At 40.6% G+C, this 12796-nt stretch carries 13 protein-coding genes; 7 read left to right on the forward strand and 6 right to left on the reverse strand.

All coding sequences use genetic code 11. The features are described 5' to 3' along the window. The first annotated feature begins 145 nt into the window (after positions 1-145). A complete protein-coding gene (locus IAR63_RS17225) occupies positions 146-556 on the forward strand; it encodes a slr1601 family putative cell division protein (RefSeq protein WP_187706121.1) in 411 nt (136 codons plus the stop codon). Between the two features lie 132 nt (positions 557-688). On the opposite strand, the gene IAR63_RS17230 is transcribed toward IAR63_RS17225, so the two are convergent. Further along, positions 689-1417, reverse strand: a complete 729-nt coding sequence (locus tag IAR63_RS17230) for a tetratricopeptide repeat protein (RefSeq protein ID WP_187706122.1) — start codon at positions 1415-1417, stop codon at positions 689-691. A 359-nt stretch (positions 1418-1776) separates the two neighbouring features. On the opposite strand from IAR63_RS17230, the gene IAR63_RS17235 reads away from it, so the two are divergent. Both IAR63_RS17235 and IAR63_RS17240 read left to right on the forward strand, forming a co-directional pair. Continuing rightward, the gene (locus tag IAR63_RS17235) at positions 1777-2241 is read left to right on the forward strand and encodes a hypothetical protein (protein WP_187706123.1); all 465 of its coding nucleotides are present in this window, start codon (positions 1777-1779) and stop codon (positions 2239-2241) included. Between the two features lie 45 nt (positions 2242-2286). After that, positions 2287-2847, forward strand: a complete 561-nt coding sequence (locus tag IAR63_RS17240; RefSeq protein WP_006277233.1) for a glutathione S-transferase family protein — start codon at positions 2287-2289, stop codon at positions 2845-2847. 21 nt (positions 2848-2868) lie between these two features. On the opposite strand, the gene IAR63_RS17245 is transcribed toward IAR63_RS17240, so the two are convergent. From IAR63_RS17245 to IAR63_RS17265, 5 genes are all read right to left on the reverse strand, one after another. Next, entirely contained in the window at positions 2869-3360 is a 492-nt protein-coding gene (locus IAR63_RS17245; protein WP_006277231.1) for a YajQ family cyclic di-GMP-binding protein, read from the reverse strand. 160 nt (positions 3361-3520) lie between these two features. Further along, a complete protein-coding gene (locus IAR63_RS17250) occupies positions 3521-4024 on the reverse strand; it encodes a hypothetical protein (RefSeq protein WP_006277230.1) in 504 nt (167 codons plus the stop codon). A gap of 93 nt (positions 4025-4117) precedes the next feature. Next, complete coding sequence (locus tag IAR63_RS17255; RefSeq protein WP_187706124.1) at positions 4118-5221, reverse strand: phosphotransacetylase family protein; 1104 nt, start codon at positions 5219-5221, stop codon at positions 4118-4120. 139 nt (positions 5222-5360) lie between these two features. Next, entirely contained in the window at positions 5361-5726 is a 366-nt protein-coding gene (gene ebsA / locus IAR63_RS17260; RefSeq protein WP_083383531.1) for a type IV pilus biogenesis protein EbsA, read from the reverse strand. A 51-nt stretch (positions 5727-5777) separates the two neighbouring features. Beyond that, entirely contained in the window at positions 5778-7100 is a 1323-nt protein-coding gene (locus IAR63_RS17265; protein ID WP_187706125.1) for a dihydroorotase, read from the reverse strand. Positions 7101-7443: 343 nt separating this feature from the next. Here IAR63_RS17265 and lepB point away from each other — a divergent pair, with 343 nt between their 5' ends. The 4 genes from lepB (at position 7444) to IAR63_RS17285 (ending at position 12710) form a co-directional block, all read left to right on the forward strand. After that, a complete protein-coding gene (lepB, locus tag IAR63_RS17270) occupies positions 7444-8094 on the forward strand; it encodes a signal peptidase I (protein ID WP_187706126.1) in 651 nt (216 codons plus the stop codon). 22 nt (positions 8095-8116) lie between these two features. Further along, positions 8117-9232, forward strand: a complete 1116-nt coding sequence (gene ldpA, locus IAR63_RS17275; protein ID WP_187706127.1) for a circadian clock protein LdpA — start codon at positions 8117-8119, stop codon at positions 9230-9232. A gap of 43 nt (positions 9233-9275) precedes the next feature. Beyond that, entirely contained in the window at positions 9276-11003 is a 1728-nt protein-coding gene (locus IAR63_RS17280) for a R3H domain-containing nucleic acid-binding protein (protein ID WP_187706128.1), read from the forward strand. A gap of 330 nt (positions 11004-11333) precedes the next feature. Next, positions 11334-12710 carry a cytochrome P450 gene (locus tag IAR63_RS17285; RefSeq protein ID WP_187706129.1) on the forward strand — a complete coding sequence of 459 codons (1377 nt, stop codon included), beginning with the start codon at positions 11334-11336 and terminating at the stop codon, positions 12708-12710. Positions 12711-12796 lie beyond the last annotated feature (86 nt).

Below are 12796 nucleotides of genomic sequence, written 5' to 3' on the forward strand. Positions count from 1 at the left end.
AAGCGGAAAGCCACTTAGCATCTATCAAAAGATAGATATTTTTCCACTTAGCTTCTCAATTCCCTACTTCCTCTTATCATACTTGTCAAACATTCCTCACATGGATTACCATGGTGGGCATGATACGTCAGGGCTATTTAGCACAATGAAAGCATTTGAATATATACCACCACTACAGCCTCAAAAACCATCTTCAACTGTACGCCGTCAGTCGAAAAGACACCTTCGCCAGCGATCGCAATTAATTATGGCAATGGAAGTTTTTGGCAAAATCATAGTAAATTTACTTATTATTTCAGTATCAATATCTGCACTGACACGGCTGTTCCCCTATTACTGGTTACAGCAAGACAAGTTAGAAAATATAGAGACACAAGTTAAGCTTATGAAAACTCGCGTTCGCACCCTAAGAGAAGAATTTACCCGTAATTTTGATCCTAGTCAAGCTCAAAGCATTATGAGAGAACACTCTTACCGCTTACAACCTAACCAGCGACAAATTATACTGGTTAATCCAGATAGAAAAACTGTCGAAGCCCTAGATTCCACGCAGTAAAAGGTAGTGAGGAAACTATCCTCAGCTACCCCATCTTACCATTTAAGTGGGTTGAAGTATAAAACCCAACGCCCGCATGGGTTTCGTTCCTCAACCCATTCTACAAATAATTGTGCCCCCTACTTATTTAGTTCATTTATACGTGTAAAAACCTAATTCTCCTAACCAATTTTCCACTTGTAGCCTTAGCCTATAGGTGATTATATCCCCTATCTTATCTAAGGAATTTGTATGGGATAAGACCCTACGGTAATCTGCGATCGCACAGTTCCAATCGCCCCACAGGTGGTAACTCCTACCCCGTTCTGACCAAATGTGAATCTCGAGTTGACCAAACAGCAGGGCAATTTCAAAATCATCAATGGCATCTTTGTACTCTCCTAATTCTCGTAAGGTAATACCCCGATTAATCCAGGCGCGCACGTAGCGGGGATTTAAATCCAAAGCTTGGTCATAATCAGACATGGCCTTAACTAAATCGCCGCCAGCAGCATAGTAGTTAGCTCGGTTATTATAGACGCTGGCCAACCTGGGGTTCAACTGCATGGCAGTATTGTAGTCCAGTAGTGCTTTTTGAGCATGACCGCTTTGAAAGTAGATTAACCCCCTGTTATTATAGTCAATAGCATTTTCAGGATGACTATCAATTATTTGGTTCAGCAAGGCGATCGCCTTTGTGTACTCTCCTTGATGAGCTAATTGTAAAGCGTATGATCGCATATACTTCTCATCCTTTAAAGACCCCATGTCTGGAGCTGCTAATTTTTTTTGGTTATAAGACTTGTAAGAACTTTGCCAATTGTTTCTTTTATATAAGGGGTTATTGTCAGTGTGAGAGTTAAAAAAAGAGTAAGTATCCATATATTTCTGCCCAAGCTAATTGCCCTATGAAATCAAACGATAAAATTTTTCTTGCTGGTAGTTTAGGTGTACTACTGTATTACTATTATGCCATCTGTGTGCCATTTAGAGATTAAGGAGTAAACAGGTGAGAATCAATTCAAACTACCTATACAATTAGGCCATAGACCCAGAAACATATACATCACTCCCAAGACTAATTCCAGACAGAATTTGGGTGTGTGTCAAAATTGAGGAAGCAGGGAGTTACAATCAGGCAAAAAGCTGATTAACACTCTGTGTGGTCACTCCCTAGTGTCACCCTGTACCATTGCATAAACCCAAAAATTCACGAAAAATTCACATTCCGAGTAAACTCCATGACAACAGCAATTTCCCATCCCAATGGTTTAGACCTAAGAACCGATGATTATATAGTTATTGGTTTAGCGACTTGTTTTTATAAGGAAGATGGAGAGGTGCATGAGCTTGAAATTATTGAACCAATTCCTTCAGCAGCATTAGAGGCCATAATAAAAGGGATACCTACATCATATAAACTAGCTTATGCAACCACTTTAGGATCCATACTAGATGGGGAAAACCTGTTATTACCCTCCGGATTTCCTGAAACTGCCCAATTTAGCGAAGAGTTTTTGCAAAGAACATTTTCTGCGACGCGCACTTATAAGCGACGGGAATCGGCCCAAAGCTTAATTCCCATTGGTACAACTAAAAGCGATTTTAATTATTCTACGGAGCGTAAACGAGTATTAAACGCCGCCAGGGTTGTTACCAAAGAGGACAATATTAAACAACATTCCCATACCCACAAGGTGCTTTAAAGATAAATTATCGCTTGAAAAACTTGGAGTAATGATTAGTCAAATATGTTGAAACTATACGGTAGCCTTTTTAGTCGAGCATCAATTATTAAGTGGTATTTAGAGGAGCTAAATGTTCCATACGAGTTTGTGAATCTGGATATGAAAGCAGGAGAGCATCTAAAACCAGATTTCTTAGCAATTAATCCTATTGGAAAAGTGCCAGCAATTGTAGATGGTGAGTTAAAACTTTGGGAATCGGGAGCAATTTTGTTATACTTGGCCCAAAAGTACAGTCAGGTATCCTCATCTTTAGAGACCCAAGCAACCTTTTACCAGTGGGTACTATTTGCTAATTCGACCTTAGCCACAGGTATATTCATAGAAACCAACCGAGAAAAAGAAATGCCGCGTTTATTAGGTCCCTTAAATGATATTTTTTCTCAACAACCATTTCTACTAGGGGATCAGTTTACCGTTGCTGATGTAGCTGTAGGATCTATACTCAGCTATATCCCCATTATGCTGAAGCTGGACTTAAGTAACTACCCAGCAGTCTTAAACTACATGCATAACATCTCCCTTCGTCCAGCATTTCAAAACACCATAGGTGCAAGAAGTAACTAGTTGAAAGAGGAATTCCTCGTTTTAACGGTAGTTAGTGAATTGTAAAGCTACAGGAAAATCCTCTTCTTTTAAGCTTTGGATTACAGCTTGTAAGTCATCCTTGGCTTTGGCTGTAACCCTTACTGCATCCCCTTGAATAGAAGCCTGTACCTTCTTAAAATTGTCACGAATTAGTTTAGATATTTGTTTAGCAATATCCTGATTAATGCCCTTTTTCAGGGTAATTTCTTGACGGACACGATTACCGCTAGCAGACTCAACCTGACCAAAATCAAAGATCTTTTGTGATAGATTACGTTTAGCAGCCTTTTCCCGCAGTATACCATGCACTGACTCCAAAGTCATATTGCTGTCAGTATTAATAGTAACAGTTTTTTCCCCCAACTCCACGGTGGTTTGGGTATCTTTGAGATCATAACGGCTTTTGATGTCTCGTATCACCTGATCAACCGCATTGACCAATTCTTGACGGTCAAAATCGCTGACAATATCGAAAGAAAAACTAGATGCCATAGGAAAAATATAATACCTTTAGTGTTATCTTAAATGAATAATGATGAATACTGAGTAATCATAGTTATTACCCAGTACTCACTGGTAATTAGTCATTCGTATCAGTAGGCGTTTTGGCCCTACTCCACCCCTTGTAAGTGGTTGGGGCCATGATCTCATTTTAATCGAAATAGAACAAGGTTACCACTTTTCTTTGTTCTTCCGCTTCTTTACAAGTTTCCAAGAGAGTACGACTATCATGGAAAGCAAAGCAGACCAATTGCTGACAGCGAGAAACAATTTCTCTATTGCACAACTGGCTAGCCTCACTTAAGGAAAGATTATCATTACTAGGATTTTCCACCAGATGCATCACCTGCTCTAGTTGTTGGCGGGATTCAGAGGGTTGGCGTTCCAAACTTTGGGGTAGAATTACCGTCAGTAAATTCGGATCCGCACGGGTCGCACCTCTGATAGCAGCGGAGTTAGTACCTGTAGCACCGGAAGTAATAATGCGATTGCCCGACAAAACCAGGGCATAAGTCATCATTTCAATAAGATTTTGATGAGTAATTGGTACGTGACGGGAACCTAACAGAGCGATTCTTTTGGAACCAGTTTGTTGGATTGTCGCCAGTTCCTGTGCTAAAGTATCCAGGTTAATCAGTTCTGTTGACTGGCTCAAAGATAGAGATTATCGGATTAAACAACCCAACTATTGTACCAAATGGCCTGCAGGTAATCGGCCAAATGAAGTTACAGATTTCTATCTTTTTTCTTAATTTCCTAGTTGTGACAAGAGACGGTTGGTATCGAAGTGTTCGGACATTAGTTGATTTATGCACTCTACTTTAAGAGGTTCATGGAACCGAACATGACCAAAGGCTCGATCAACAATCTCTACTGTGGTCAAGGTGTCAAGATCCACTGATAAAATAGGAATTTCCAGTTCTTCGGCCCGGTGCAGGATGAAAGGTGGAGGAGGTAATTGTCCCGTGAGGATTAGACATTGAGTAGATGTTTCTAAAGCTGCTTGTTGAATTTCTACCCGATCCCCTCCTGTAACCACTGCCTTGTTACGACGTTTGCGGAAATATTTAACTGCGGCATTGACATTCATGGCCCCAATAGCCAGACTTTCGACTAATAAGTCTAAGCGATCTTCACGACATAAAATATCAGCTTTCAATTGTTTGACTAGCTCCCGTACACTAACGCTACGGAGTAAGGCGTTCTTTGGCAGTATGGCTAATACAGGAATTCCCCGTTCTTCCAAAAATGGGCGCAGGAGATCGTTGGCAGTGTTCAGTTCTTCTGGGGGGACTTCATTGATTATTACACCAAGCAAGCGTGAGCTGATTCCTTCTAATCTAGAACCTATAATTGTTTGGGCTGATAAAATTGTCTCTACTGAGAGAAGAGACTGGTAACGGTGGACTAAAATTACACCGCCATCCAATATATTAGCAACTTCTGGTAAGGATAAACCAAATAAATTTCCCTCGGTCAAATTACCTGGCCCTTCCAAGAGCATCAAATCTCCCCGTGCCACTTGTAAATAATGTTCTACCAATAGTTCCTGGTAATTAGTTTTATCCTCACCCCTTAATCTTTTTTGGACGCTAACCTCATTTAAGCCCAACAGGGTCGGTGCAACTAGATTTTCACCCAGCTTCAAGCTTTCGATCATAAATTGGACATCTTCTTCCATCGGATTGATCTTGGGATTGAATCTACTATTACCCAGGGGTTTACCATAGGCTATATCTAATCCCTTTTGTCTTAGTTGGTAAGATAACCCCAACAGGGTTGCAGATTTGCCGCTGTAAGCCTCTATTGAGCCAATTAGCAAATACTTAAAATTTTTAACAGATGTTGCCACGCCCTGCGCTCCTAATTTGAACTGTCCGATATTTTTATCGGGTTTGCCTACTCCACAAGTAATCTCGGTAGAGCTTACCGTTTGCTCTGAATGAACCGGAATTAGTATTCCTCACTAAAGCTATAATTTCCAAAAACCATTATTCCGGACACAGGAGTTTACGGTAAAAGGCTTTGGAAAAATCAACAATTCTATTTCTCTTATAATTTTCTATGACTTGAATTAGAAAGTCTACAAATTCAAAGCCAGTCATAGTTACTTCATAGGCAAACTCCCCAGGAGCATGAAACTGTACACTACAGCAAGTTAAATCAGTAGGTAGGGTACTAATATTCCATTTGGCCGTGAAGGGAATATTGTCACTACCCTCTATTTTCCGCTCTCCATCAATACAACCCTTTTGATAGAGGGTGATAGCCCAGGGTAAAAAATTACGTTTATTACCCTGAATATAGGGCAAGTAAGCATTTACTTCGTGTGTAGCAGCGGGCAATGTTTGATCCATAGACACTTGAATAGATTAAGAAATAGATTAAGAAATTATTGGGGTTGATGGCTAACCACCAAAACTTAATGCCTGACCGCGAATCTGTGGGTTTACTTTCCCTTGGGCATAGACAATCTGACCACCTACTATGGTTTGTACGGGCCAACCCGTTAAGTTCCAACCCTCAAAGGGACTCCAACCACATTTGCTTAATAACTCCTCCCTTTTTACAGGTTTATAATTATTTAAATCCACTAAGACCAAATCCGCATCGTAACCAGGGGTAATTTCTCCCTTATTGGGAATTCCATACCCCACAGCTACTGCTTTAGACATCCAATTTGCTACTTGGGAGACAGTACATTTACCATCCATTGCTGCCGTTAACATTAATGGAAGAGAAGTCTCTACACCTGGCATACCAGAAGGTGTGTTAGGGTAAATCTGGGCTTTCTCTTCTAGGGTGTGGGGAGCATGATCTGTAGCAATGAAATCAATTACACCATCTCGTAAAGCCCGCCATAATACTTGATTATCTTGGGGCGATCGCAAGGGAGGATTCATTTGTGCTAGGGTCCCTATGGTGCTATAAGCTTCAGTATTTAACAAGAGGTGTTGTGGCGTGACCTCCGCCGTTACCCAGCTAGGTTTATACTGACGCAGTAGTTCTGCTTCCACTCCCGTAGATAAATGTAAAATATGTAAACGTCTATGATATTTTTGAGAAAGTTTTAGTGCTAACTGGGTTGCATTTAAAGCGGCCTGGGGGTCTTGAATTTGAGAATGAATGGCTGGGTCGTGAATACCGGCAAATTGTTGACGACGTTGACGAATTCTGGACTGGTCTTCAGCATGAACAGCTATTAAGCGACTACCCTGGGAAAATATTCTGTCTAGTATGGCTTCTTCATCAATTAATAGGTCACCATGCATGGAACCCATAAAAATTTTAATTCCTGGTGTGGGATTAACCGTCAGTAACTCTGTTAAGTTATCTGCTGTTGCCCCAATAAAAAAGCCATAATTAACCAAAGACTTTTGAGATGCCCTATGAAGTTTGTCGTCTAAAGCTGACTGATTAGTAGTTAAAGGTTTTGTATTTGGCATTTCCAAAAAGGAAGTGACACCACCTTTAGCGCAAGCGCAACTGGCAGTAAACAGATCTTCCTTATATTCTAAACCGGGTTCACGGAAATGCACTTGGGGATCAATTACCCCAGGAAGTAAAGTTAATCCTTGAGCATCTATTTCCACCACAGAAGTGTCAGCACATACTTCCGAACTTACTTGTACTATTTTGTTCTTTTGGGTTAACACATCCCCAATTATGAAATCACCATTGGGTAGCAGCACACGGGCTTGACGAATCAATAAACTAGGATAATCGGACATATTAATATTAATATATAAAGGAAATTTGATTACGGTAATTCAAGCTAGTTCATTCTAGCAGAAAATGGGCAGGTAAGTTGAGATTTTTATATATAGCTTTAGCTGCGGAAGCGAGCCAGAACCCCTACCCAACCCTGATTTTTAACCCTCAAACCCGTCTATAGCCTTCTTTCCAGGGCTATACTTAGATTTGTCATACCAGGGTAAATTTTCTGACTAATGTCTACTTATTAACAACTGGGAATATTATGTCAGAATAGATTTAGGGCCTGTTCCAGTCAGTTGGTCAACAACATTTTCCGATTCCTGGTAAATGGTTCCCAATGCCAAACCTAGTAATTTCATGCAAAATCAAGTGTCCGAGCAAAACTCCGGTGAAAAAAAGAATAATTCCTGGATTAAGGAAGTTTTTAGAACGCTAGCGCTGAGCGGTATATTAGCTTTAGGCGTTCGCACCCTGGTGGCTGAAGCGCGGTGGATACCCACAGGATCAATGGAACCCACGCTCCATGGTGTACAAGATCAATGGCAAGCGGATAAGATTATTGTGGATAAGGTGAAATATAAATTTTCTCCTCCTGAACGGGGGGATATTGTTGTATTCTCCCCCACGGATGAACTACAAAAGGAACAATTCCATGATGCCTTCATCAAGCGCATTATTGGTCTACCAGGTGAAAGGGTAGAATTAAAGAATGGCAAAGTCTATATTAACAATAAATCCCTGCCCGAAGAAAAATATTTATTTCCCACCGTGCGCACAGGTATTGATGTGTGTACAGCCACTTTGCAGCGTCCCTTTTTGTCCCAACCACAAACCATACCACCCAACTCCTATTTAGTTTTAGGTGATAACCGTCCGAGCAGTTATGATGGACGTTGTTGGGGACTTGTGCCAAGAGAAAAAATTATTGGACGTGCCGTGATTCGTTTCTGGCCTTTGAACAAGATTGGCAGTATTGACTCACCTCCCCTATACCCAACCCAAAAATGACCAGTTTCTCACCCTGGCTCGAATGAACGAATTATTAGCCCCCTTACAATCCCTTAAACAAAGTAACTGGTTCAAACTGATTTGTGGCGCCAGTTTCCAACATTTACCATCAGTTAGGAGTTTAACCTTGGCCTACACCCTAGCAGGTGCAGACTGTATAGATGTTGCTGCTGATCCGGCTGTAATTGATGTGGTTAAGCAGGCTTTCTCAGTTGCTAAAACCCTTGTAAAAGAAACACAAGCAAAAGGATTTAACTGGCAAGGGAACTTACCCTTATTAATGGTTAGTCTAAACGACGGTGAGGATCCACACTTTAGAAAAGCTAAATTCAATCCCACAGACTGTCCAGACAATTGTTCCAAACCTTGTGAGAAAATATGTCCTGCTCAGGCTATAGTATTTAATAGTCAAATTAACAATCAAAAAGATAGTTCTTCAGGAATTATTGCAGAGAAATGTTATGGGTGTGGACGTTGTGTCCCCATTTGTCCTTATGGGATAATTGACACAGTCTCTCATTTATCACCTCTAGGAGCAATTCTACCCTTGATCATGTCCACGGGAATAGATGCCATTGAAATTCATACAAAAGTGGGACGTTTGCCAGAGTTTGAGGACTTGTGGTCGAAAATAGCCCCTTGGGCAAATAAATTAAAGTTATTAGCCATCAGTTGCAATGATGGAGAGGGTTTAATTGACTACTTAAAATCAGTTTATAATCTGATAGTACCTCTTCCACAAGTTTTAATTTGGCAGACAGATGGCAGATCTATGAGTGGGGATATAGGGGATGGTACTACCATAACAGCGATAAAATTAGGACAAAAAGTTTTAGCGGCAAACTTACCGGGACATGTGCAGTTAGCAGGCGGTACTAATAATTACACTGTTCCCAAATTAAAGACCCTGGGGATGTTAGGGGGTGGAAAACTGGAGAATTCCCCGGGTCAACTTGCGGGTGTTGCTTATGGAAGCTATGCCCGGGTATTGCTGTCACCAGTGATTGACCAGTTAGAAAGTTGGGAGGTAAACACCAAAAAAAGTCAACGGCTAGAGGATCAACCAGAACTGCTCTGGCAAGCAGTAAAACTTGCTAACTCTCTGGTATCCCAAATCAAGTCACAGTCAGATCTCTAATAGCTCATTTGTTATCTCTAAAAACGTCACCACCATAGAAAGCATGACGATTACAGACCTGCAAAAGTTACTGGAAATTTTACCCCAAGACCTGGAAAAACAGCTGCAAGATCATCCCCAAAGGGATAATTTAGTAGAAGTGGTGTTGGATTTAGGGCGTCTCCCAGAAGCTCGGTTTCCGGGTGTTGCTGAGTATTTAAGTCAGTCCCCCGTTACTCAGTCCCAAATAGATGATTGTATTCAACGAGTAGGAAATTTCGGCGGAGATAATAGAGCTGGTATCGAGCAAACTTTACATCGTATCAGTGCCATACGCAACCGCAATGGTAAAATTATTGGCTTGACTTGCCGTGTGGGTCGAGCCGTGTTTGGTACTATTGGGATGATCCGAGATTTAGTAGAAACGGGTAAGTCAATCCTCATGTTAGGTCGTCCAGGGGTTGGTAAAACAACAGCTTTGCGGGAAATTGCCCGTGTATTAGCCGAGGATCTGCATAAGAGAGTAATTATTATTGATACTTCCAATGAAATTGCTGGAGATGGTGACATAGCCCATCCAGCCATTGGTCGCGCTCGAAGAATGCAGGTAGCTAGACCAGAATTACAACATCAGGTAATGATTGAGGCTGTGGAAAACCACATGCCAGAGGTAATAATTATAGATGAGATTGGTACGGAGTTGGAGGCTCTAGCATCACGGACAATTGCGGAGAGAGGAGTACAATTAGTGGGTACTGCTCACGGAAATCAAATTGAGAACCTAATCAAAAACCCGACTCTTTCGGATTTGGTGGGTGGTATTCAAGCAGTAACTCTAGGAGATGACGAAGCTAGAAGACGTAGATCGCAAAAAACCGTATTGGAAAGGAAGGCACCCCCTACCTTTGAAATTGCTGTGGAAATGTTAGAGCGGGAGCGTTGGGTGGTACACGAAAGCGTGGCTGATACGGTTGATTCTTTATTAAGAGGACGCCAACCCAATCCTCAAACGCGAACGGTGGATGAACAGGGGAAAGTTTCCATTACTCGGCCATTAACACTGGTGAATGGTTATGGAAGTGGTTTAGCAAGTGAAGAAGAGTCTTTAGCAATCAAACAGGTAAATGGTTGGCGTGCTTCTGGTCACATGGTAGCTTTACCCCCGTTGTCTCCGGAGAGGGAACGGGGAACAACTAGTGAATTTGATCGGTTGTTGGATGAGTCTTTTGACCAGGGTGACAGTTTTAACTTAGGTAAAATTAGATCAGCGGGTCCAAATGGGGAAGATTTACCTTTGCATGTTTATCCTTATGGAGTGAGTCGTCATCAGTTGGAACATGTAATTGAGGTGTTGAAGTTACCTGTTGCTTTAACAAAGGATATTGATGGAGCAGATGCAATTTTAGCTTTGCGCTCCCATGTTAAAAATCAGGCAAAACTCAGGCAATTAGCTAAGTCTCGTCATTTACCCATACATGTAATTAAATCCAGTGCTATTCCCCAAATTAGTCGTGGGTTGAGAAGATTATTGAATATGGATGATCTGGATTTGGGAGAAGATTGTGAGTTGCAACTATTATTGCATGAGGGTAGTGATGATGAAATTGACGCTTTAGAGGAGGCCAGATTAGCAGTTGAACAAATTGTCATTCCCAAGGGTCAACCGGTAGAGTTGTTACCTCGTTCTGCCCATGTGCGTAAGATGCAGCATGAGTTAGTGGAGCATTATCGATTGAAGTCCCATAGTTTTGGGGAGGAACCAAATAGGAGGTTGAGGATTTATCCAGCTTAGGGGGGACCAGGGGAGAGGGGACACGAAATCCCCAATTTCCTTGGGAGTGTCCATAAATGTCTGGAAATAAACGAACAGTAACTACCTATCTTTGTAAGGAAAATCTAAATGATATTGGACGGTGCACTTTTAAGCAATAGTTCCCCATGTTGTCGCCAAAACTCTAGGAAAGCATGTAAGAGTTTGTCAGGATTTAAACTATTGTCAGTGTTTAACCAAGTGGATTGAATTTATTGAACTCTACCACAAGTTCACCAAATACTTTGGGTATGGTTTTTACATTGCCAGAAAGTAGTGTTATAATCGTAATAGTAAAAACTGGATAAAACTATGCAAATACTACCAGGGCCGAAAACATTATCCACTATTCAAGTCTTAAACTGGATATTCAGGCCTATGCCTTATATGGTGGAATGTGCTAAAAATTACGGAGATGTGTTTGCTCTAAAACTACAAAGTGATTTACCACCACTGATATTTCTTCATTCTCCGGAAGCCATACAGCAGATGTTAACTAATGATCAAAAAGAATTGGAAGCACCGGGAGAGTTAAATAGTATTTTTGAATATTTATTGGGCAAAAATTCTGTTATTACTCTTAGTGGTAAGGCACATCAACGTGAGCGTCAATTAATTATGCCTCCTTTTCATGGAGAAAGAATGAAAACTTATTCAAAATTAATTGAGAATATCACCACAAAAGTTTTTGCTCAACAAGAAAAAAATCAATTTTTCAATGTTAGGAACATTACCCAAGATATCACTCTTCAGGTAATGATGGAGGCTGTTTTTGGCATTCATGAAGGAGAAAGAGCAGTAAAACTTAAATATTTACTTTGTGAAGTTTTAGAACAGGCTAGCAGTCCTTTGCGGGTGAGTTTTCTATATTTTCCTAAATTGAAAGAGATCTTTGGGATATCGGAAATTTGGAGACGATACGTTGAGAAAAAAGAACAAGCTGACCAACTAATTTATCAGGAAATTAAAGAAAGAAGAGAAAATTTTGATCCCCAGCGGACAGATATTCTTAATTTGCTTATGTCTGCTAGAGATGAAAATAATCAACCCATGACTGATGCAGAATTAAAAGATGAATTAATGACTTTATTAGTTGCGGGTCATGAAACTACAGCTACAGCTATTTCTTGGGCTTTTTACTGGATTCATAAATTCCCGGAAGTTAGAGAAAAGTTATTGGCAGAATTGGATAGTTTAGAAGAAAATTATGATTCCAGTGCTGTTTTTAAATTGCCATATTTAACTGGGGTTTGTAATGAAACATTAAGGATTCATCCCGTGGGAATGTTAACTTTTCCTAGAATGGTTAAAGCACCCATTTCTCTCGGCGGTTATCAACTTGAACCGGGGACAATTCTTTTAGGTTCAATTTATTTAGTTCATCACAGGGAAGATATTTATCCGGATCCAGAAAAATTCAAACCAGAACGCTTTTTAGAAAAACAATTTTCACCTTATCAATTTCTACCTTTTGGTGGTGGGTCTAGGCGTTGTGTGGGTTTAGCTTTTGCCCAAATGGAAATGAAATTGATATTGGCCAAAGTGCTAAAAACATGGTCAATGAAATTAGTTAATACCCAGGAAGTTAAACCAACAAGACGGGGGCTAGTTACTGGACCAAATGCTCCTATAAATCTGACAATTGAAAATATTAGAACCAGTGAAGGTTTAATTTATAATCTCAACTAACTGTGGTAGATTGGTTTTGACAATGACCCAGAAGTATTATCCAATCTACTACCAGTGTTGCACCTCGAGCCAAAACATCGAGAACT

Source organism: Cylindrospermopsis curvispora GIHE-G1 (genome assembly GCF_014489415.1).
In the GTDB taxonomy this organism is placed as follows: Bacteria; Cyanobacteriota; Cyanobacteriia; order Cyanobacteriales; family Nostocaceae; genus Raphidiopsis; species Raphidiopsis curvispora_A.

What these genes read in the sequence shown, in the direction of transcription:
- IAR63_RS17225 (WP_187706121.1), top strand. Translation starts at nt 146, where the DNA reads ATGAAAGCATTTGAATATATACCACCACTACAGCCTCAAAAACCATCT.
- IAR63_RS17230 (WP_187706122.1), bottom strand. Translation starts at nt 1,417, where the DNA reads ATGGATACTTACTCTTTTTTTAACTCTCACACTGACAATAACCCCTTA.
- IAR63_RS17235 (WP_187706123.1), top strand. Translation starts at nt 1,777, where the DNA reads ATGACAACAGCAATTTCCCATCCCAATGGTTTAGACCTAAGAACCGAT.
- IAR63_RS17240 (WP_006277233.1), top strand. Translation starts at nt 2,287, where the DNA reads ATGTTGAAACTATACGGTAGCCTTTTTAGTCGAGCATCAATTATTAAG.
- IAR63_RS17245 (WP_006277231.1), bottom strand. Translation starts at nt 3,360, where the DNA reads ATGGCATCTAGTTTTTCTTTCGATATTGTCAGCGATTTTGACCGTCAA.
- ebsA (WP_083383531.1), bottom strand. Translation starts at nt 5,726, where the DNA reads ATGGATCAAACATTGCCCGCTGCTACACACGAAGTAAATGCTTACTTG.
- IAR63_RS17265 (WP_187706125.1), bottom strand. Translation starts at nt 7,100, where the DNA reads ATGTCCGATTATCCTAGTTTATTGATTCGTCAAGCCCGTGTGCTGCTA.
- lepB (WP_187706126.1), top strand. Translation starts at nt 7,444, where the DNA reads ATGCAAAATCAAGTGTCCGAGCAAAACTCCGGTGAAAAAAAGAATAAT.
- ldpA (WP_187706127.1), top strand. Translation starts at nt 8,117, where the DNA reads ATGAACGAATTATTAGCCCCCTTACAATCCCTTAAACAAAGTAACTGG.
- IAR63_RS17280 (WP_187706128.1), top strand. Translation starts at nt 9,276, where the DNA reads ATGACGATTACAGACCTGCAAAAGTTACTGGAAATTTTACCCCAAGAC.
- IAR63_RS17285 (WP_187706129.1), top strand. Translation starts at nt 11,334, where the DNA reads ATGCAAATACTACCAGGGCCGAAAACATTATCCACTATTCAAGTCTTA.